The organism is Pseudomonas sp. PS01300, assembly GCF_029960155.1.
Classification (GTDB): Bacteria; Pseudomonadota; Gammaproteobacteria; order Pseudomonadales; family Pseudomonadaceae; genus Aquipseudomonas; species Aquipseudomonas palmensis.
Map to the genome: position 1 here is coordinate 1 of NZ_JASCPN010000086.1, position 16,617 is coordinate 16,617.

The 16,617-nt window shown below is 61.5% G+C and carries 20 protein-coding genes, 1 tRNA gene and 1 pseudogene; 7 read left to right on the top strand and 15 right to left on the bottom strand.

What is annotated here, in order from left to right:
* The first annotated feature begins 166 nt into the window (after positions 1-166).
* Positions 167-1,345, top strand: coding sequence for an MFS transporter (locus tag QMX96_RS24855; protein WP_282362632.1), 1,179 nt, complete (start codon positions 167-169; stop codon positions 1,343-1,345).
* Here the strand turns inward: QMX96_RS24855 and QMX96_RS24860 are convergent.
* Positions 1,339-2,493, bottom strand: coding sequence for a hypothetical protein (locus QMX96_RS24860; RefSeq protein WP_282362633.1), 1,155 nt, complete (start codon positions 2,491-2,493; stop codon positions 1,339-1,341). The genes QMX96_RS24855 and QMX96_RS24860 overlap by 7 nt on opposite strands.
* Before the next feature lie 10 nt (positions 2,494-2,503).
* Positions 2,504-3,667, bottom strand: a complete 1,164-nt coding sequence (locus tag QMX96_RS24865; protein ID WP_043861668.1) for a hypothetical protein — start codon at positions 3,665-3,667, stop codon at positions 2,504-2,506.
* 148 nt (positions 3,668-3,815) lie between these two features.
* On the opposite strand from QMX96_RS24865, the gene QMX96_RS24870 reads away from it, so the two are divergent.
* A complete protein-coding gene (locus QMX96_RS24870; protein ID WP_282362634.1) occupies positions 3,816-4,223 on the top strand; it encodes a hypothetical protein in 408 nt (135 codons plus the stop codon).
* A 57-nt stretch (positions 4,224-4,280) separates the two neighbouring features.
* On the opposite strand, the gene QMX96_RS24875 is transcribed toward QMX96_RS24870, so the two are convergent.
* The 3 genes from QMX96_RS24875 to QMX96_RS24885 all read right to left on the bottom strand — a co-directional run bounded on the left by QMX96_RS24875 (position 4,281) and on the right by QMX96_RS24885 (position 7,521).
* A complete protein-coding gene (locus tag QMX96_RS24875) occupies positions 4,281-5,660 on the bottom strand; it encodes an NAD(P)/FAD-dependent oxidoreductase (protein ID WP_213606725.1) in 1,380 nt (459 codons plus the stop codon).
* Between the two features lie 378 nt (positions 5,661-6,038).
* Entirely contained in the window at positions 6,039-6,857 is an 819-nt protein-coding gene (locus QMX96_RS24880) for an AraC family transcriptional regulator (protein ID WP_054915940.1), read from the bottom strand.
* A gap of 46 nt (positions 6,858-6,903) precedes the next feature.
* Positions 6,904-7,521 carry a LysE family transporter gene (locus QMX96_RS24885; protein WP_043859804.1) on the bottom strand — a complete coding sequence of 206 codons (618 nt, stop codon included), beginning with the start codon at positions 7,519-7,521 and terminating at the stop codon, positions 6,904-6,906.
* Between the two features lie 450 nt (positions 7,522-7,971).
* Between QMX96_RS24885 and QMX96_RS24890 the strand changes: the two genes are divergently transcribed.
* Both QMX96_RS24890 and QMX96_RS24895 read left to right on the top strand, forming a co-directional pair.
* Positions 7,972-8,268 carry a DUF3077 domain-containing protein gene (locus tag QMX96_RS24890; RefSeq protein ID WP_153046062.1) on the top strand — a complete coding sequence of 99 codons (297 nt, stop codon included), beginning with the start codon at positions 7,972-7,974 and terminating at the stop codon, positions 8,266-8,268.
* A gap of 74 nt (positions 8,269-8,342) precedes the next feature.
* Positions 8,343-8,690, top strand: a complete 348-nt coding sequence (locus QMX96_RS24895; RefSeq protein WP_282362635.1) for a hypothetical protein — start codon at positions 8,343-8,345, stop codon at positions 8,688-8,690.
* 143 nt (positions 8,691-8,833) lie between these two features.
* On the opposite strand, the gene QMX96_RS24900 is transcribed toward QMX96_RS24895, so the two are convergent.
* Positions 8,834-9,331, bottom strand: coding sequence for an SMI1/KNR4 family protein (locus tag QMX96_RS24900; protein ID WP_043859806.1), 498 nt, complete (start codon positions 9,329-9,331; stop codon positions 8,834-8,836).
* Positions 9,332-9,512: 181 nt separating this feature from the next.
* Here QMX96_RS24900 and QMX96_RS24905 point away from each other — a divergent pair, with 181 nt between their 5' ends.
* Complete coding sequence (locus QMX96_RS24905) at positions 9,513-10,340, top strand: DUF2314 domain-containing protein (protein WP_043859807.1); 828 nt, start codon at positions 9,513-9,515, stop codon at positions 10,338-10,340.
* Positions 10,341-10,742: 402 nt separating this feature from the next.
* Here the strand turns inward: QMX96_RS24905 and QMX96_RS24910 are convergent, their stop codons facing one another.
* The 4 genes and pseudogenes from QMX96_RS24910 to QMX96_RS24925 form a co-directional block, all read right to left on the bottom strand.
* Positions 10,743-11,030, bottom strand: coding sequence for a HigA family addiction module antitoxin (locus tag QMX96_RS24910; protein ID WP_043859808.1), 288 nt, complete (start codon positions 11,028-11,030; stop codon positions 10,743-10,745).
* Positions 11,031-11,043: 13 nt separating this feature from the next.
* The gene (locus QMX96_RS24915; protein ID WP_043859809.1) at positions 11,044-11,322 is read right to left on the bottom strand and encodes a type II toxin-antitoxin system RelE/ParE family toxin; all 279 of its coding nucleotides are present in this window, start codon (positions 11,320-11,322) and stop codon (positions 11,044-11,046) included.
* Positions 11,323-12,419: 1,097 nt separating this feature from the next.
* Positions 12,420-13,247 carry a metal-binding protein gene (locus QMX96_RS24920; RefSeq protein ID WP_282362636.1) on the bottom strand — a complete coding sequence of 276 codons (828 nt, stop codon included), beginning with the start codon at positions 13,245-13,247 and terminating at the stop codon, positions 12,420-12,422.
* A gap of 68 nt (positions 13,248-13,315) precedes the next feature.
* A pseudogene (locus QMX96_RS24925) lies at positions 13,316-13,870 on the bottom strand (hypothetical protein); the annotation flags it as partial.
* A gap of 159 nt (positions 13,871-14,029) precedes the next feature.
* Here QMX96_RS24925 and QMX96_RS24930 point away from each other — a divergent pair.
* Both QMX96_RS24930 and QMX96_RS24935 read left to right on the top strand, forming a co-directional pair.
* The gene (locus QMX96_RS24930; protein ID WP_213606734.1) at positions 14,030-14,212 is read left to right on the top strand and encodes a type II toxin-antitoxin system HicA family toxin; all 183 of its coding nucleotides are present in this window, start codon (positions 14,030-14,032) and stop codon (positions 14,210-14,212) included.
* A 29-nt stretch (positions 14,213-14,241) separates the two neighbouring features.
* On the top strand, positions 14,242-14,667 hold the full coding sequence (locus QMX96_RS24935; RefSeq protein WP_236177255.1) for a type II toxin-antitoxin system HicB family antitoxin: 426 nt from the start codon (positions 14,242-14,244) through the stop codon (positions 14,665-14,667).
* Between the two features lie 105 nt (positions 14,668-14,772).
* Here the strand turns inward: QMX96_RS24935 and QMX96_RS24940 are convergent.
* From QMX96_RS24940 to QMX96_RS24960, 5 genes are all read right to left on the bottom strand, one after another.
* Positions 14,773-14,848: transfer RNA gene (locus QMX96_RS24940), tRNA-Thr, on the bottom strand.
* Positions 14,849-14,943: 95 nt separating this feature from the next.
* Positions 14,944-15,207, bottom strand: a complete 264-nt coding sequence (locus QMX96_RS24945; protein WP_054915796.1) for a hypothetical protein — start codon at positions 15,205-15,207, stop codon at positions 14,944-14,946.
* 38 nt (positions 15,208-15,245) lie between these two features.
* Entirely contained in the window at positions 15,246-15,626 is a 381-nt protein-coding gene (locus QMX96_RS24950; RefSeq protein WP_043862226.1) for a hypothetical protein, read from the bottom strand.
* Positions 15,627-15,643: 17 nt separating this feature from the next.
* Positions 15,644-15,850, bottom strand: coding sequence for a helix-turn-helix transcriptional regulator (locus tag QMX96_RS24955; protein WP_043862225.1), 207 nt, complete (start codon positions 15,848-15,850; stop codon positions 15,644-15,646).
* Positions 15,851-15,859: 9 nt separating this feature from the next.
* Positions 15,860-16,438, bottom strand: a complete 579-nt coding sequence (locus QMX96_RS24960; protein ID WP_043862224.1) for a hypothetical protein — start codon at positions 16,436-16,438, stop codon at positions 15,860-15,862.
* Between the last annotated feature and the right edge of the window lie 179 nt (positions 16,439-16,617).

The following is a 16,617-nucleotide window of genomic DNA, read 5'->3' on the forward strand; positions in this document are numbered from 1 at the left end:
CTTCGCGGGTCAAGCCCGCTCCCACAAGGACAGCGGGGATCCTTGTGGGAGCGGGCTTGACCCGCGATGCGTTAGTCCGGTCGGCACAGATCCCAACTCCGGTACATCCACAACTGCCACCGCCAATCCCCATGCTAAAACAGCCATACCCATCGGCGGACCCACCATGACAAAAACAACCACCCCGCATTTCGGCCTGCTGTGCCTGGCCAGCTACCTGCTGTCGCTGTCCTACGGCTCGACCTTTCTGCTCTCTCTGCTGGTCACTTCCCGAGGTGGCAACGAACAGGACGCCGGCAGCATCATCGCCATCGCCATGCTCAGCACCGTGATCGCCGTGCTCGGCAGCGGCCATCTCGCCGACTGGCTCGGCACCGCCCGCGCCATCGCGCAGTCGGCGCTGTGCCTGATCGGCGCCTGCCTGGGCTTTGCCCTGGTACCCGGTGTCGACTTCAGCCTGTGGCTGTGCGGCCTGCTGCTGGGCCTGGGCTGGGGTGCGTTCTACACCCTGGGCCCGATCCTGGTTGCCGCGCTGGTCGAGCCGGCCCGGCGCACCCACTGCTTCGCGCTGCTGTCAGGCAGCATGATGAGTGGCATCGGCTCCGGCCCGCTGGCCGGCAAGCTCGCCTCGCTGCTGCACCTGCCACTGGAAACCGCGTTCTACACCGCCGCCCTGGCCGCCGCTGTGGGTATGCTGGTCTTCGCCTGGCTGGCCCGCCAGCACCCGGCACAGGCAGCCAGCGCCCGCATCAGCCGCCACGCCGGCATCCAGGTGCTGCGCTCGTCGGCGCGCTGGCCGATCCTGATGGTGGGCCTGGGCGGCGCGGTGTTCGGCGGGCTGGGCAGCTTTCAGACCACCTACGCGGCCAGTCGCGGGCTGGACTATTCGCTGTTCTTCGTCGGCTTCATGCTTGCCGCCATCGGCTGCCGGCTGCTGATCGCCGGCTGGGTGGTGCGGCATGACGCCTACCGCACCTCGTGCCTGCTGACCGGGCTGATGGTGCTGGCCGTCATCGCACTGGGCTGGTGGGTGCAGGACGCCCTCAGCTACCTGCTGGCGGCGGCGTTGCTGGGGGTGGGCTACGGGCTCAACTATTCGGTGATCAACGGCCTGGCGGCCAACGAAGCGCCCACCGGCTACACGCCGCAGGCACTGCTGCTGTTCAGCCTGGGGTACTTCATCGGCGTGTTCGGCTTCCCGCTGCTGGCCGGCACCCTGATCGTGCAGGGCGGCCCGCATGCACTGCTGCTCAGCGTGCTGTGCGTGGCGCTGCTCAACTGGCTGGTGAGCGTGGGCCGGCTGTTCGGTCGCTGGCGGGCCCGAGCGCTGCCACAGGGTTACTGATCCGGGGCGATGGCGAACATCAGCTGGTTCTCCTGCACATACACCAGCGCTTCGCGGCCATTGATGTCCACCGGGCGGGCCGACACCGCCTCGTGCTCGGGCACGACCTTGGACAGCACCTTGTTCACCAGGTCGACCCGCCAGACGCAGGCCATGCCGCCACTGTTGTCGAAGTACAGCACCGGGCGGTGTTCGCTCCAGGTCGGGTTGACCAGGCTCCAGCCACTGGAGTCGGGCGCCATCACGCTCTCGTAGCCGCGCGAGTTGCCGTCGCTTTCGTAGGCCAGGCGCAACTGGTCGTTGGCCACGTTGAGGTCTTCGAGCACACGCGCCTTGGCAAAGCGCACGGTGTTGGAGCCGGCGTGATAGCCCTGGGTGGTCGGTTGCGGCGGCTGCTGGCTGCCCACGGCATACACCATCGACTGCTCCAGCTCGCCGTTGCTGCGCTGGCGGTAGTAGAACGCGCCGTCCTGCACCCCGGCATAGCGCTCGCGCTGGTCGTTGAAGCCGCTGTGGGACCAGCCGGCAAAGCGCACGTTGCGCGCGATCACATGCCAGCCGGGGTGATCGTCGGCGTATTCGAGCAGGGTACCGGAGGTGGCCAGCATCACGTGTTTGTCCTGCACGTAGGTGGGCCCGTCAGGGTCGCCGGAGACGTACACGAACGCGTGCAACACGCCGTCCTTGACGGTCACATCGATCAGTTGCGCCACCGAGTCCTCGTTCATGCCGATGAACGGGGCCAGGGCAAAGCGCTGCCACGGCGCGTCCTCGACCTTTGCGTACACCTCGCCCTTGGGCAGCGGTGCGAGGCTGTCGGAGGCAACCGGCGCCGGTGCCGGCACGGCGGTCAGCCGGCGGATCTGGCGGTCGTAGGCGCTCTCCAGGCACTCGGGGGTCTTGCACTGGTTGCGCACGTTCTTCAGCCAGTCGGTTTCCAGCTCGCGGAATATCTTCTGCGCCTTGAGCGGGGTGTACAGCGCATTCAGCTGGTCGTCCTTGGCCGACAGCGAGGGCGTGTTGCAAATCGCGGTTTCCAGAATCGTGTTGGCCCTGCTGCAATCGAAACCGGCGGCCGAGGCCACCGGCGCGTGCAGGGCCAGGGCCAGCAAGGCGGGCAGGGTGAGCAGGCGGGTCACGGTATGCATGGGGGTGTCCTTACAGGTCGGGCGACAGGGCGAACATCAACTGGTCGTGTTCGACGTACACGATCGCTTCACGGCCGTCGAGCTCCACCGCCAGCGGTTGCCCGGCCGTGTGTTCGGGCACGATCTTGGACAGCACCTTGCCGCTCAGGTCGACCCGCCAGATGCAGGCCATGGCGCCGCTGTTCTCGAAGTACAGCACCTGGCGGCGCTCGCTCCAGGCCAGGTTGGACAGGCTCCAGCCGCCGCTCTCGGGGTCGAGCACGGTTTCGCTGGCGGGGCGCGGCAGGGCGTGTTCGTAGTTCAGGCGCAGGTCGCTGTTCTCGTCGTTCATGTTGCCCAGCACCCTTGCCTTGGCAAAGCGCAGCGTGCGCGACTGGGCGTGGAACACCGTGGTGGTGGCCTGCGGCGGCTGGCGGCTGCCCAGGGTGTAGACCATGGCCTGCTGCAGCTCGCCCTCGGTGCGCTGGCGGTAGTAGAACGCGCCGTCCTGGATGCCGGCATAGCGTTCACCCTGGTCCATCAGCTCGCTGATGCGCCAGCCGGCAAAGCGCACGTCGCGGTCGATCACATGCAGGCCGGGGCGGTTGTCGGCGTATTCGAGCAGCACGCCCGAAGACGGCTGCACCGACCAGTTGTCCTGGTTGTAGCCGGGGCCGTCGGACGAATTTGCCACGTAGAGCAGTGCGTACAGCACGCCGTCCTTGATGCCCACATCGATCAGCTGGGCCAGCGAATCGGGGTACATGTCCGGGATAGCCGCCAGCGCAAAGCGCGGCCACGGCTCGTCCTGCAGGGTACGGTAGGCGCTGCCCTGGGGCAGCGGCACCGCGTCGCGCAGGCCGGGCACGGGCGGTGGCGGCAGCGCGGTCAGGTTGCGGATCTGCAGGTCGTAGGCGCGCTCAAGGCAGGTGGCGGTCTGGCAGCGGTCGCGCACCTCGTTTACCCAACGGGTTTCCAGTTCGCGATAGATGCGCCGGGTCATCAGTGGCTTGTACAGCGCGTTGAGCTGGTCGTCCTTGGCCGACAGCGTTGGCGTGTCGCACACCGACTTTTCAATGAGGGTGCGTGCCTTGCTGCAATCGAAGCCGGCGGCGACGGCGGCCGGAGTGTGCAGGGCAAGGGCAAGCAGGGTGCTGGAAGCCAGCAGGGTGAACAGGCGGGCGGCGGGGGTCATCGGACGTCCATGTGGGCCGGGGCAGGGGGCGGATGATACGTGAGCGCCACGGGCGACGGAAAGGCACCTGCGTGTCGATGTCGACGCTTCTGCACAAATCCGGTCACGCAAGTAGACTGCCGTGTTTCAGGCCTTGCAGGAGCTTGCCATGACAGTCCGATTCCGCTGGTGGAGGTACACCGCTTTGCCCGCGCTGTTGCTGCTGCAAGGCTGCATGCCGCGCTCGGTGATCGTGTACGACGGGCTCGACACCACGGTCGTCGATCAGCACTCCCGGCAACCACTGGCCGGGGTGAGCATTCTTGATGCAGGGGTGGTGGTGGCCCGCAGCGACGCGCAGGGGAGGGTACAACTGGCGCCCAGGCGCACCCTCAAGCTGGAGCCGCTGATGGGCGAGGCGAACGTGATGCTCAACCTGCTGGCCTGCAAGGACGGCTATGCGCCGCAGCCGGTGGCCGAACGCCGTGGCTGGAATGCCGACTACGGGCCCAGCCAGGTGCATCGCGAGGTCATCGGCCTGCAGCGGGGGCAAACCGGTTACCAGTGCCCGCAGTAGAGGCCGCGCCGGCAAGGGCCGGTCTTGTGGGGGCACCGGTTTCGGGCGTCGGCGAGGCTACCCGCGCAGCGCTTTCACTTCGCCCTTCTTGCCGTCCGTTTCGCGCAGGTACTCCGCCAGCGAATCGTCCATCGCCTTCAGCCACCGCGTATGGTGCGGCACCGCTGCCGTGCCGGTGATCACCGAACGGTACGACTTGTCGCGATAGCCCATGATGTCGCTCTTCTTGTCGCTCTTCCACTTGAGGAAGATGCGGTTCACGGCATCGATATCGAAGCTGGGGTAGTCGGTCTGCGCGATCAGGTGCTTGATGTAGCGGCCCTGGAATTCGTACATCGAGGCGGTGGTGTCCAGGGCCTCTTCATCGGCGCGCCAGCGGGCACTGTCGGCCTGCATGTCGGCCTTGGCCGGCAACTTGATGCGCCCCAGCATGTAGTCGCGGGCGAACCAGGCCTGGGCGTCGAACAGGTTGAAGCTGTACCACAGGTCCTGCATGCCCAGGTAGATCAGCTGCGGGTTCTGCTCCCACACCACGCCCTGGTACAGGCCGGTTGGCCACAGGCGGTTGTTGGTCTTGAGGGTCAGTTCGTCGGGCAGGAACGGGAAGTGATGCTGGTAGCCGGTGCACAGGATGATCGCATCCACGCGCTTGTTCGAGCCGTCGGCGAAGAACGCCAGGTTGCCCTCGACACGTACCAGCTGCGGGCGCTCCTCCCAGCCCTTGGGCCATTTGTAGCCCATCGGCTGGGTGCGGTAGGCCGTGGTGATCGAGCGCGCGCCGTACTTGTAGCACTGCGAGCCGATGTCTTCGGCCGAGTAGCTGCTGCCGACGATGAGCAGGTCCTGGCCCTTGAACTCCATCGCCTCGCGAAAGTCGTGGGCGTGCAGGATGCGCCCGGCGAAGCGCTCGAACCCTTCGAATTCCGGCACGTGCGGCGTAGAGAAGTGCCCGCTGGCGACCACCACGTAATCGAACACCTGCTCGATGCCCTGCCCGGCGCTGTAGTCGTAGGCGCTGACGGTGAACTCGCGGGTGGCTTCATCGAAGCTGACGTTCTTGACCGCGGTGTTGAAGCGGATGTAGTCGCGCACCCCGGCCTTTTTCACGCGGCCCTGGATGTAGTCCCACAGCACTTCGCGCGGCGGGTACGAGGAGATCGGCCGGCCGAAGTGTTCGTCGAAGCTGTAGTCGGCGAATTCAAGGCATTCCTTGGGGCCGTTGGACCACAGGTAGCGGTACATGCTGCCGTGCACCGGTTCGCCGTGCTGGTCGAGGCCGGTGCGCCAGGTGTAGTTCCACATGCCGCCCCAGTCGGCCTGCTTTTCGAAGCAGACGATTTCGGGCATGGGGGCGCCCTGGGCATGGGCGGATTGGAAGGCACGCAGTTGCGCAAGGCCGGACGGGCCGGCACCGATGATGGCTACACGAAGAGTCATAGAGATTCCTGAACAGTTGAACGCTGAAAAAATGCAAAGGCTCCCCAACCCCGAGCGGCAAAAGCCGAGGGTGGTGGAATTCAGGCGCTACGGTGCAGGTGGAGGGACGGGGCGCTTGCGCATCTGGGCCAGCAGGATGTTGCCTGGCGGAATCGACAGTGCGTGGAACAGGGTCGAGAGCGGGGAAGGGGTGACTGTGTTCGGCCCGTAGCCATCAGCGCAGGGCGCAAAATGGGGGCCTGAAGGGCGAAAGATGCGTGTGATCTCGTTCATGGGGGGCTGGAATGGCCTCTTTTCGTTATGGTTTCCTTTTTATCTATAACGGATGGGGGTGGGGATATCAAGGTCGGCGACCCCTCCACCCGACAGTGCGCAAACTCAATCAAGGCGCCCGAGCAGGGGTTTGCACCAGCGCGAGGGGGTGATGCCGTAGGCGTTCTTGAAGTGCCTGGACATATGGCTCTGGTCGAAGAAACCGGCCTCTACGGCTGCGTCCGCCAGGCACTGACCGGCGAACACCGAGGCCTTGAAACGGTCGAGGCGGCGCAGGGTCAGGTAGCGGTGGGGGCTGGTGCCGAAGTAGGCGCGAAAGTCCTTGGACAGGCTCCAGCGGTCGCGGTTGGCGCAGGCGGCCAGGTCATCCAGGGTGATGGGCTGCTCCAGGCTGTCATCCATGTACTCGCGGGCACGCCGGGCGGCGGCGTAGTCGTGGGCCTGCCTTGATGCCGGGCGCCCGCACACGGCCTGCAGCGCGCTTACCAGGCCCAGCAGCGCGTCGTCCTCTTCGAGCGGGTCTAGCCTGTCGTCCATGCTCGCGAGCATCGCGTGGGTGGCGGCCGCCAGGCGCGGGTCGCGGGAGATGCCGCCCTTGAGAAACGGCAACGGCTGGCCCCCGAGCACCTCCTGCACCAGCGCCGGGGTGAGGTAGAGCATGCGATAGCGAAACCCCGACGCCGAGCCCGCATGCCCGTCGTGGACTTCGTCCGGGTGCAGCACCAGGATCTCCCCAGGCAGGCTGTGCCGGCTGGCGCCGCGGTAGCTGAAGCTCTGCACCCCGGCCAGGGTGCGGCCGATGGCATAGGTATCGTGGCGGTGCGGGTCGAAACCGTGGGCGCTGAAGAAGGCCTCCAGGCGTTCGACCCTGGGGGACGGCGGGGCGTGTTTCACCCAGTCTTGCGGTGACGGTAGATCGAGCATTCTGCTCACCTTTCGAGCGATAGAGTCAGGCCGGCGACAACACAGGTTACAGCGTGCCGGCGTTTGCCTGAATGTGAATGTAGAAATCGTGGAACATGAAAGCGGCGCACACGGCCAGGGCGATGCCCATCAGGCGGTTGAACAGGTTGAAGTACACCTCTTTGCTGATGCGCTTGCCCAGCACGGCGCCCAGCAAGGCGTAGAGGCCCGGCGCGCCGGCAGCGCCCAGGGCGATCAGCGCCGACACCGCGGCGATGCTGGCGCCGCTGAGGTGCGCGGCGGGGAACATCACGCTGGTGATCGGCAGCACCACCATCATGCCCTTGGGGTTGAGGGCCTGGATCAGAAAGCCGTTCCAGAAGGTCAGCGCCTTGGCGGGGGCATCGGACGATTGGGTGAGCTGGACCCTGGCGGTGTAGACCTTGAAGGCCAGGTAGCTGGTGTAGAGCCCGCCGGCCAGGGCGAGGTAGGGCAGCGCGGCCTTGGAGATGATGGCTTCGCCGGTGTAGCCGAACAGGATGAACAGCACGAACATTGCGCCGCCCACGCCGACGAAGAAGCCTGCGGTACGGCGGAACTGGCCTGTAAGGCCGGCGTTCAGGCCCATCACGTTCACCGGGCCGGGGCTGTACATCACGCTGAAGGCGTAGAGAAAGATTTCCATTGTGTCCCCTGCGAGTGTGGGTAGGTGGTGTGCAGGTGACGTTAAACGGCCAGCCTTCGGCTGGCTTGTACGTTTGTGGGTGCCACCCTGCAGGAGCCGGCCTTGCCGGCGAAGAGGCCGTCCACTGCGGCGCAGGGCTGCGTTTACACACGCTTGGCCAGACACGTCTGAAGGACTGTAATATGCGGACAGATTTTGCGTGGGCGGTGCGCCTTGCTGGGGTTCAGGCAGGCCGTTAGGCTCCTGCGGTCGCTGAGCATCAGCGATCGGGTTTGGTCGCCCGTTGACAAAAAATCACGCTTCGGCGCCGCCTATGGCGGTTGTACGCGGGAGGCCTCGTGCCTGCCGGGTTTTGATCTTTTTGTCCCGGTCGACCAACTCGCGTACAGCTGCCACCCAACTTGCTTGGTCGCGAGCAGTGGCAGCTTCACTCCACAAAAAGTGATCGCCATGAAAAAAATCGTTCCTGATCCGCCGACTGCTCTGCTGGGTGAGCCCAGCGTTGATCCTCGTATCGAACACTCGCCGTTCTTCCTGGTACGCGCTGACATACCCGAAGAAGACGCCCTGATGCATGCCTCGCTGTTGCTCAGAGGCATCTTCGACACCCTCCAGAAAGCCTGTTTGCACCCCGAGGACTCCACCAGCAAAGTTCTGCTGTGGGTCTCGTTGCATTCGACGGAATTAGCCAAGGTGCTGGTGGATGCGGTGCTCGACGGCATGGGCAATCGCAAGGCCACTGCGTAGAGGAAGCGACAGGGGCCGACCTGTTCAGCCCCTGTTGTGACAGACTTTCCGATCATGCACGGAGCACGATGCCGATGACCCAATTTGAAACCCAATCCAGCTCACCCGACGGCTGCTATCGTATCGAGGCGGCGCCGTGGGAAGCCGGCAACTCGCACTGGGTGTATCCGCCGCGGATTGTCGATGCCGTGTCGGGTGCCTGCCTGTTCGAGTTCCAGGACCCGCGCTGGTCCCTGGACCGCGCGGCATGGTTGAGTGATACGCAGGTCGAGCTGATGTTGCGCAAGTATCCAGGGCAACTGACAGGGCATGGGTTACGGGTGAGGGTTGATTGCGCGGGGCGTGTCGCGAGATGCGGTGAGGGGGCAGGTGTTGAGTTTGCTGACCTTGAGCGTGCACTCGAGCGCCATGCTTGTGGGTAACTGAAAAACCATCGGCTACCCGCGATTCGAAGTGCAGGGCCCGGTCAAGCCATGGCCGGATGTTGGATCTTTCTGGATGACGACCGGGATTTCATTGTTCGGGCGAATACCCGGCGTGGGTGCGGCTGGGTATTCGTTTCATGTCAGGGCTGTACACGGCTGTCGAACGGTTCGAAGTCGCGCTCGGTGAACGCTTCGGTCAGCACATTCGAACTGCACAGCCATTCGATCGCTTCCACCAGCCCGTTACCCGCGACGAGGGCGGCTTCACTGTGACGTGGCAGCACATAGATGCGCTCCGGGTCGCTGGGGTGAATGATGAGTTCGTCGCCGTCGTAGGTGTCGCCAATGATGATGCACTGCAAGGCCTTTTCCTTGGGCATCAGCTCCTTGTCGTCGTCCCAGAACCAGTACTGGTTGATGCGCTCAACCCACTGGGCCTGGCTGTTTTCGCCGTGCAGCAGTTGATGGGGCGGGTAGATGCGCACGTACACGCCGCCAAGAATGCCTTCGCCGAACTGCGTGACGTACTCGCGGTAGCCGGTGGGGAAGCGGGTACCCAACACAGCTTGTGCCTGGTCCACTTCGGCGTCTGTGGACAGCACCAGCGGGCTGCCGGTAACAGTGATGTTTTCAAACATTGGGCCTGTCCTTTTGCGTGGTATCCAAGGGTGCAGGTTTTTAGCGTAACGGGGGCTTGGGGGCAAGGCTGCCACGTTCGCTGGATCAGGTTATCCTGCTCCCGTTTTTCAAGTGGCGGCACAGGCCGCAAGTGCTCTGGCTTGAGCATTTCAGTGAACCAGGCGATGGAACGATTTACCTATGACCGAACAGATCATCTACGGTGTTGAAGGCGAAAGCGACGAGTTCAAGGCCGCCGTGGCCAGTGCTCAGGCGACGTTCAAGTACTTCTGGCGAGAGCTGTCGTGGGAGGCACGCAGGATCGTGAAGGGCCTGGACATGGCTGCTGTGAAAATGTCCTTCCCCATCGAGAGCGACGACCCCGAGGTACCCAGCGTCGAGAACATGTGGGTGAGCGAGATCGAGTTCGATGGGCAGTCCATCACCGGCGTGCTGATGAATGAGCCAAGCTGGGCCACCTCGTTCAAGGCCTGGGAGCCTGTGACGCTGCCGTTGGCCTTGCTGAACGACTGGATGTATGTGCGCCAGGGCCATGTATACGGCGGCTTCACCGTCGATGCGATACGCGCGGCCATGCCCGAAGACGAGCGCCTGGAGCACGATGAGGCCTGGGGTATGGATTTCGGTGAGCCGGGTTTGGTCGAAGTCGTCCCGGCTGCAGAAGGTCAGCAGCCTTGGCTGCTCTCCCGTACGTTGAGCCGTGCTGAAGACCAGCAGACGCTGGCGGTGCTGGAATGCACCGAGCACCCGATGGCCTTGAACATGCGCGACAAGATCGAGGAGGGCGTGAGCGCACAGCCGCAGGTGGCCCGAGACCCGGATGACGAGGGATGGCTGATGCTGCACCGCGAGGTGCTGGCGGGCAATTACACGGTGGTGGATGCGCTGTTGCGTCATGGCGCTGACCCGTTGCTGCCCAACGGCAACGGCCAGACTTCGCTGGCGTTGGCAGGCATTGCCGGTTGGCCGCGGATTCTGGCGTTGCTTGAAGGGCAAAGCGCCCACTAGCGTGGGGTGCCATTCGCCAGCAAGGCTGGCTCCAACCGACGGCGTGGTCCTTTGTAGGAGCCGGCCTTGCTGGCGAAGAGGCCCGCCAACTCGCGTACAGCTGCCACCCCATGAGCGATACGCCATTGAGCCAGAGTGAAACCCAATCCACCGCACATCATCGACGCAGAATCAGGCGCTTGCCTGTTTGAGGTCGAGGACAAACGCTGGTCTCTGGACCGTGCGGCATGATTGAGCGATACGTAGGTCGAGCTGATGTTGCGCACGTATTCAGGGCATCTGACAGGGTAAGGGTTACGGGTGAGGGTTGATGGCAGGTGTTGAGTTGGCTGACCTTGAGCGTGCGCTCGAGCTCCATGCTTGTGGGTAACTGAAAAACCATTGGCGTCGGCTATTTCAGTATCACGCGATAGACGCAAAGCGCTCGATCACAGGTTGTTCGCGATGCTCGGCCTGCCACAGATCCCAGTCAGCCTGAATGGCCAGCCAGGTTCGAGCCTTGCCGATGCCGGCTCGTTCAAGCCGGACGGCGAGGTCCGGGCTGACAGGTGCATGGCCGTGAAGGATTCGAGACAGTGTTTCTCTGGCGTAACCGAGCCGACGTGCAAACTCGGCCACCTTGATATCCAGGGCGGGCAACACATCTTCGCGCAAGGTTTCGCCTGGGTGCGGGGGGTTGAACATGGCCATTTGGGGGAACTCCTCAGTGGTAGTCGAGGTAATCAACCAGTTCAACGTCTGTGCCGTCGAATCGGAAAATTACCCTCCAGTTTCCGCTGATGGTCACTGACCAATACAAGGTCAAGTCGCCTTTGAGCGGGTGGAGCCTCCAACCGGGCATGTCGATGTCGCCCGCACAGGTTGCGCGATCCAGAAATGGAAGCAGGCGCGCAAGCCGCTTGGCATGGTCGGCCCGGATCCCTCGAGTCGAGCCGGTTTCGTAAAACGCCTTGAGGCCTTTGTGTTGAAAGCTCTTTATCATCGATAAAGTGTGATGCATTACATCACACTCGACAATCGCCCTGCAATATCAAGGCACAAAGAGAAATTCGCTTCAATTTGGGCTCCGGTTCAGGACGACTACCCAGTAGCCGTGCACGAGGGAGACGGCGGCCCACAGGTGAGGTGCGCCGACGTGCCTGAAACGGCCTGCACCGGTGATACGGTTGAGGAAGCTCTTTTCTACGCGGTAGTAGATCAGCGTATTCCCATACCGCTGCCATCGCCGGTGGTACCTGCCCAACCGTGGTTCGCCTGCCAGCTTTGACGGAGGCCAAAGCTACCCTGCGTATCGAATTGTCGGTGGTTACAGTTTCGTAGGAAGGGGCCGCTGCACACTAAGTACGATTAACACGAAAGAACCCGCCAAAAGGCGGGTTTTTCGTGGTTCCAGAAACACTGAAAATTGTCTCTGCAACCTTGTGATGGTGCGGCATCAGGAGTCGAACCCGAGACCTATTGATTACAAGTCCAAAAAATCGACCAGTGTCCATTGGGAAAACCCGCAATCCTCAATGTTTTCTGAAATATGTAGGCTTATTGGTCGCGGATAAGTCATGCCGCCGTGGACACTTTGTGGACACTCTCCAGCGATTTCTCTTGCACAGCATTGCAAAACCTTGCACTGGGTGAAACCCGCCATCTTGGCTCAAGAGCCCCGGCTGGCCTGGGCGGGGCACCTGATTGCACCCCCACCCGGCTTTGCACAATTTTCCAACGCAAAGCCCGTCGGCGGGAGGGGGATAAGTGATTTTCAGCTGAGTTTTTTTTCGCTGACAACGTTTTTTCGGAGCGGCCACCTGATTGCAGCCTGTCGGGTGAGGGTCGCTATGTTTAGGGTAGGGTGCTGTATGCGTATACAGTGCTATTTGGGGTTGCCAGTGAGAGACGAGCAGCTAAACCTCGATTCCACGCATGAGCTGGCGCAGACAGGATTCGTATAGAGTGGAATCGAATTTATAGATGGTTGCGCTTATGCGCAGTCCTGGTGGTGCCGGCTCTGGCATATTGTTAATTAGCACGTCTTTAAAGCGGCTGTACTATTGGTTCATCAATAGTTCTAGCCGCTTTAATTGTGATTCAGTCTCTTGCAGGGTAACTAACTATTGCCTGAGCGTCTTTCAAGGCAAACATTTGATCCCCCTCAAGAGGCACGAACGGAAAACTTGCAAACTCAAGATTTGTAGGCGATATATTTAAAGTCAGGTATTTTTCATTAAAGTCCAGCTTAGTTGCCTGGGCAGGAAAGGTACCCTTGTCTTTTAAAGTCACCATGAATCCGACTGGGAAAAAGCTCAGTACGCTGACCGAGGTCGTGTGGCCTTGATTACGTACAGTTACAAACTTTGCACTAATATGCATATCGCGCGGATAGAACCAGTAGTAAATGTCGTGAGTATCATTGATCGCGGAGTCATCCCCCATGACGAATTTTTTTAATGGAGTAAAGTACTCCGACTCGATAGGACTTCTTGTGCATTCTTCTTCAGTTGTAGCAGCTAACATATGCCCAATCAGCGAGCGAGCATAACGCACTGGGTCTATTTCCACTCTTGCAAGTGGGAGCAGGTTTCCCCCGATTGGTCTAAAGTACTCTAGGACTTGGCGCGTAATCTTTTTATAGGCCGCTCCTACGATACCGTCATCAAGTCCAAGCCTTCTATTGCAAGCAACACAGATCGTCCGAAAAGAACTCCCGTTTCTAGCTTTCACGCCTTTGAAGTTAACAGCCTCAAGCCCCATCATCTCTGTAACTAGCCGCTGTTCGACAGGGCGTAAAGTTACACAGCACTGCGGAGGAACGTGATCTTGGCTCAGTTTCTGTTTCTCGCCACATATCAGGCAGAAACCATATTTCATCCCAAGGTGGGCGATGCGCCTTGATATTCTTTTTTGGAATTCCCCCACACCCACCTCTTATGAATTAAGAAAACGCAAACCATACCATCTGAAAAAATGAAAGTCGCCGATGGGAGTCAAGCAGTTATGCCTTTAAGCCTAGAGGCCAGTAAAGCCGAATATGATGCATAGCTTCCAAGCGCCGCGCTATCTGCTGGTGTAGGCCCAGGACCTGGCACATGGGTATGTGCAGCAAGCGTGGTGTTCATCTGCTCCACCACGTCCAGCAGAGTACACAGAACCTGCAGCACGTTGACCCCCTCTGACCCCAGCCAGGTCTTGGGCGCCTGCAGACGCTGACCGGCCCCGGCCACGCTCTTGCGCAGGCCCTGGATCTGCTCCTGCATATCGCCACCTACCGTGGCATTGAGCTTCTGCCCGACCACCAGGTTGAGGTTGCGGCCGGTGGCCTGGTGCAGGTCATCCACGGCCGCCAGGCTCGCGGATCCGCCTGAGAGCAGCTTGAGCGCGCCCAGGGCCTCTATCTTCTTGATCCCACCCACTGACTCGGTCGAATGGTCGTCCACCGTCCTGGTGTGGCTCTGGAACGTCTCGGTGTTGTCCTGGGCCTCTACCTCTCACTCGACCGTCTCGTCTTGGATCTCGCTGTCAGCTTGGCGAAGCCCGTTGCCGCCGTTCGCGCCGCTATATCTGGTCACCCTTAAGCACGTTGGACAGGCCAGCGCCTGAGCTACCATCGCCATTTTTCGGCCGTGCGAAGAAGCAACATTTTTGTTGCTTACGCAACATAACTGTTGCAGTGTGGCGGTGTCGAGATGGTGGGACTGCACATGAAGTACAGCGAGTTTCGACGATGGTTGCGAGCACATGGCGTTACGTTCGTGCCTGCGAAGGGAAGCCATTTCAAGGTTTACCTCGGCAACCGACAAACCATATTCCCAGACCATGGCGCTAAGGAAATCAGCGAAGGTCTGAGAAGAAAAATCATCAAAGACCTGGGCCTCGGTGATTGAAGTCGAGCCCTATGGGAGGCCCAAAGGCCATGTATGACTATCCAGTAACCGTGCACGAGGAAGACGGCGGCCCATGGGTTAGCTGCGCCGACGTCCCTGAAATGTCCAGCGCCGGTGATACGGTTGAGGAAGCACTTTTCGACGCGGTAGATGCCCTGGAGTCGGCGCTTTCCTTTTACGTGGATCAGCGCATTGCCATACCGCTGCCGTCTCCACCTGCACCTGGCCAGCCTGTGGTTCGGCTACCTGCTTTGACTGCGGCCAAGGCTGCACTGTGGAATACCATGATCAAGCAGAAGGTGACCAAGACCGAGTTAGCGCGCCGGCTGGGGGTGAATCGCCCCCAAGTAGATCGGTTGGTAGATTTGCTGCACCGCTCCAAGATCGAACAGGTCGAGCATGCACTGCAAGTGCTTGGCCAGCGTATCGAGCTGTCGGTGGTTGCAGCTTCGTAGGAAGGGCCGCTGCACACTCAGTACGCCAAAAACGAAAAAACCCGCCAAAAGGCGGGTTTTTCGGGGGTTTCAGAAACACTGAAAACTGTCTCTGCAACCTTGTGATGGTGCCGGCACCAGGAGTCGAACCCGGGACCTACTGATTACAAGTCAGTTGCTCTACCAACTGAGCTATACCGGCATAGGGGCGCTATTATAGCGATCGGTTTGGTTCTGTAAACCACTTCCGCTCAATCTTGCGCAAGGCCACGGTTCACGTGGCCTGCAGCCATTCTACTACCACCCGCGATGCAGGCTTTCGGCCGTCGGTTCGGCCTTGGCCGGGTCGAACAGCATCGGCTTCTGTTCATGGCAGCCACGCTTGCCGCATTTCACGTAGCGATGCGGCTGCGCCGGCAGGCCATTGTCGCCCAGCACCTGCATCTGCGGCATGTCCCAGCCCGCAAGGCTGTCGCCGCGGCTGGCGTGCCCGCCGGCGCAGCCACCCAGCAGCAGGGCAAAGGCCACCAGGGCGATGGTGTTGAAGGTGTTCATGGTCATGTGTGTTTTCCCGATTGCATCATGCGGCCCGCAAGCCGTCAGTCCTTGTTCAATATCCGGTGAATCGTGCCGCCACAACCCTGGTAGCACTGGTCGTACTCGCGCCCGCAATCACTCGACAGCCCCGCGCTGTAGGGGTAGCTCGGGTAGTAGCAACTGCGCCGCGCATCCTTCTTGCTCTTGCCCTGCTGGCAGTACTGGTAACTGCGCATCTCGGACTGGTACAGGGCCTGGTTGGCGTTGTCCTGCATGCGTGCCAGTTGCCCGCAGTAGTTGCGCTGCTGCGAGCACGCGCTGATGCACTGCATGCCGTGCTGGCTCGGCGGTGGCGAATAGCGATAGGTGTAGCTCGGCCCACAGCCGCCCAGCAGGCCGGCGGCCAGCAGCAGCGCTGCGCGCCAGTGAAAGGTGATGCTCACGAGAGGGTGTTCCTTGTTCAGTCCTCGCTGAATTCCAGCAGGTCTCCCGGCTGGCACTTCAGCGCGCGACACAGCTTCTCCAGGGTCTCGATCTTGAAACCCTTGATCTTGCCGTTCTTCAGCAACGATAAGTTAGCTTCGGTAATGCCAATAATCTCGGCCAGGTCCTTGGAACGGATCTTGTTCCGGGCCATCACGACGTCGAGCCTGATGATTATCGGCATGGGGCTAGGCTAGACATAACAGTTGTGTTCATCGCTGATGGTCTTGGCGTCACGCATGAGGAGGGAGAAGGCACACAGCAATATGCCCTTCATGATCTCGTAAACCGCCGCGGATGATACACCGATCCCCACGCTGAAGCTCCTTTCGCCTGGCGGCAGGTCGATGCAGAAGGCCAGGCCCTGCAAGGTGGCGATCACCGGCCACAGCAACGGCAGGCCGATGCACAACAGGCCCACCCACCACAGCAGCTTGATGTTGGAGGCCGTCCACGTCTGCCCGCGCGACAGGCGGATGAAGAACAGGCCGGTGAGATACAGGGCCAGTACCGACAGGCTGGCCGGGATCATGTCCAGGGTGATGACCAGTGCCTGGGCCAGGACGCTGGGCTGGAAGCCCGGCGCCACCAGCAGGGGCATCTGGTCGGCGAAGCTTTGCAGGTAGGCGGCCAGCACGTCGTGCCGGTCGAAAAGCCAGAACCAGGCATTGCAGCCAAATTCGGCCAGCGCCGTACCCCACGCCAGCAACGCCGCAAAGGCACCGATTGCACGCAGACGCGAGCGTGCGTAGGCCACTGTTTTGCTGTTCATGGTTTTTCCTTGGTCTGGTTTGAACGGGGCGGATTATTGAGCAAAAATTATCGCAGTACAATAATTAATTGGTGTGGGATGAGGTGGTGTGGCGATTTGACTCGCAGGGGGGGCGGGGTCTGCGTTGCAGCCTTCGCGGGTCAAGCCCGCTCCCACAGGGATCGCCGCCCACCATGTGG

Bases quoted from the DNA above. Each gene is read 5' to 3' on its own strand.
- QMX96_RS24935 (WP_236177255.1), top strand. From the start codon at position 14,242: ATGTATGACTATCCAGTAACCGTGCACGAGGAAGACGGCGGCCCATGG.
- QMX96_RS24900 (WP_043859806.1), bottom strand. From the start codon at position 9,331: ATGTTTGAAAACATCACTGTTACCGGCAGCCCGCTGGTGCTGTCCACA.
- QMX96_RS24855 (WP_282362632.1), top strand. From the start codon at position 167: ATGACAAAAACAACCACCCCGCATTTCGGCCTGCTGTGCCTGGCCAGC.
- QMX96_RS24910 (WP_043859808.1), bottom strand. From the start codon at position 11,030: ATGGCCATGTTCAACCCCCCGCACCCAGGCGAAACCTTGCGCGAAGAT.
- QMX96_RS24955 (WP_043862225.1), bottom strand. From the start codon at position 15,850: ATGCCGATAATCATCAGGCTCGACGTCGTGATGGCCCGGAACAAGATC.
- QMX96_RS24880 (WP_054915940.1), bottom strand. From the start codon at position 6,857: ATGCTCGATCTACCGTCACCGCAAGACTGGGTGAAACACGCCCCGCCG.
- QMX96_RS24960 (WP_043862224.1), bottom strand. From the start codon at position 16,438: ATGAACAGCAAAACAGTGGCCTACGCACGCTCGCGTCTGCGTGCAATC.
- QMX96_RS24885 (WP_043859804.1), bottom strand. From the start codon at position 7,521: ATGGAAATCTTTCTCTACGCCTTCAGCGTGATGTACAGCCCCGGCCCG.
- QMX96_RS24875 (WP_213606725.1), bottom strand. From the start codon at position 5,660: ATGACTCTTCGTGTAGCCATCATCGGTGCCGGCCCGTCCGGCCTTGCG.
- QMX96_RS24905 (WP_043859807.1), top strand. From the start codon at position 9,513: ATGACCGAACAGATCATCTACGGTGTTGAAGGCGAAAGCGACGAGTTC.
- QMX96_RS24865 (WP_043861668.1), bottom strand. From the start codon at position 3,667: ATGACCCCCGCCGCCCGCCTGTTCACCCTGCTGGCTTCCAGCACCCTG.
- QMX96_RS24870 (WP_282362634.1), top strand. From the start codon at position 3,816: ATGACAGTCCGATTCCGCTGGTGGAGGTACACCGCTTTGCCCGCGCTG.
- QMX96_RS24930 (WP_213606734.1), top strand. From the start codon at position 14,030: ATGAAGTACAGCGAGTTTCGACGATGGTTGCGAGCACATGGCGTTACG.
- QMX96_RS24895 (WP_282362635.1), top strand. From the start codon at position 8,343: ATGACCCAATTTGAAACCCAATCCAGCTCACCCGACGGCTGCTATCGT.
- QMX96_RS24915 (WP_043859809.1), bottom strand. From the start codon at position 11,322: ATGATAAAGAGCTTTCAACACAAAGGCCTCAAGGCGTTTTACGAAACC.
- QMX96_RS24860 (WP_282362633.1), bottom strand. From the start codon at position 2,493: ATGCATACCGTGACCCGCCTGCTCACCCTGCCCGCCTTGCTGGCCCTG.
- QMX96_RS24945 (WP_054915796.1), bottom strand. From the start codon at position 15,207: ATGACCATGAACACCTTCAACACCATCGCCCTGGTGGCCTTTGCCCTG.
- QMX96_RS24890 (WP_153046062.1), top strand. From the start codon at position 7,972: ATGAAAAAAATCGTTCCTGATCCGCCGACTGCTCTGCTGGGTGAGCCC.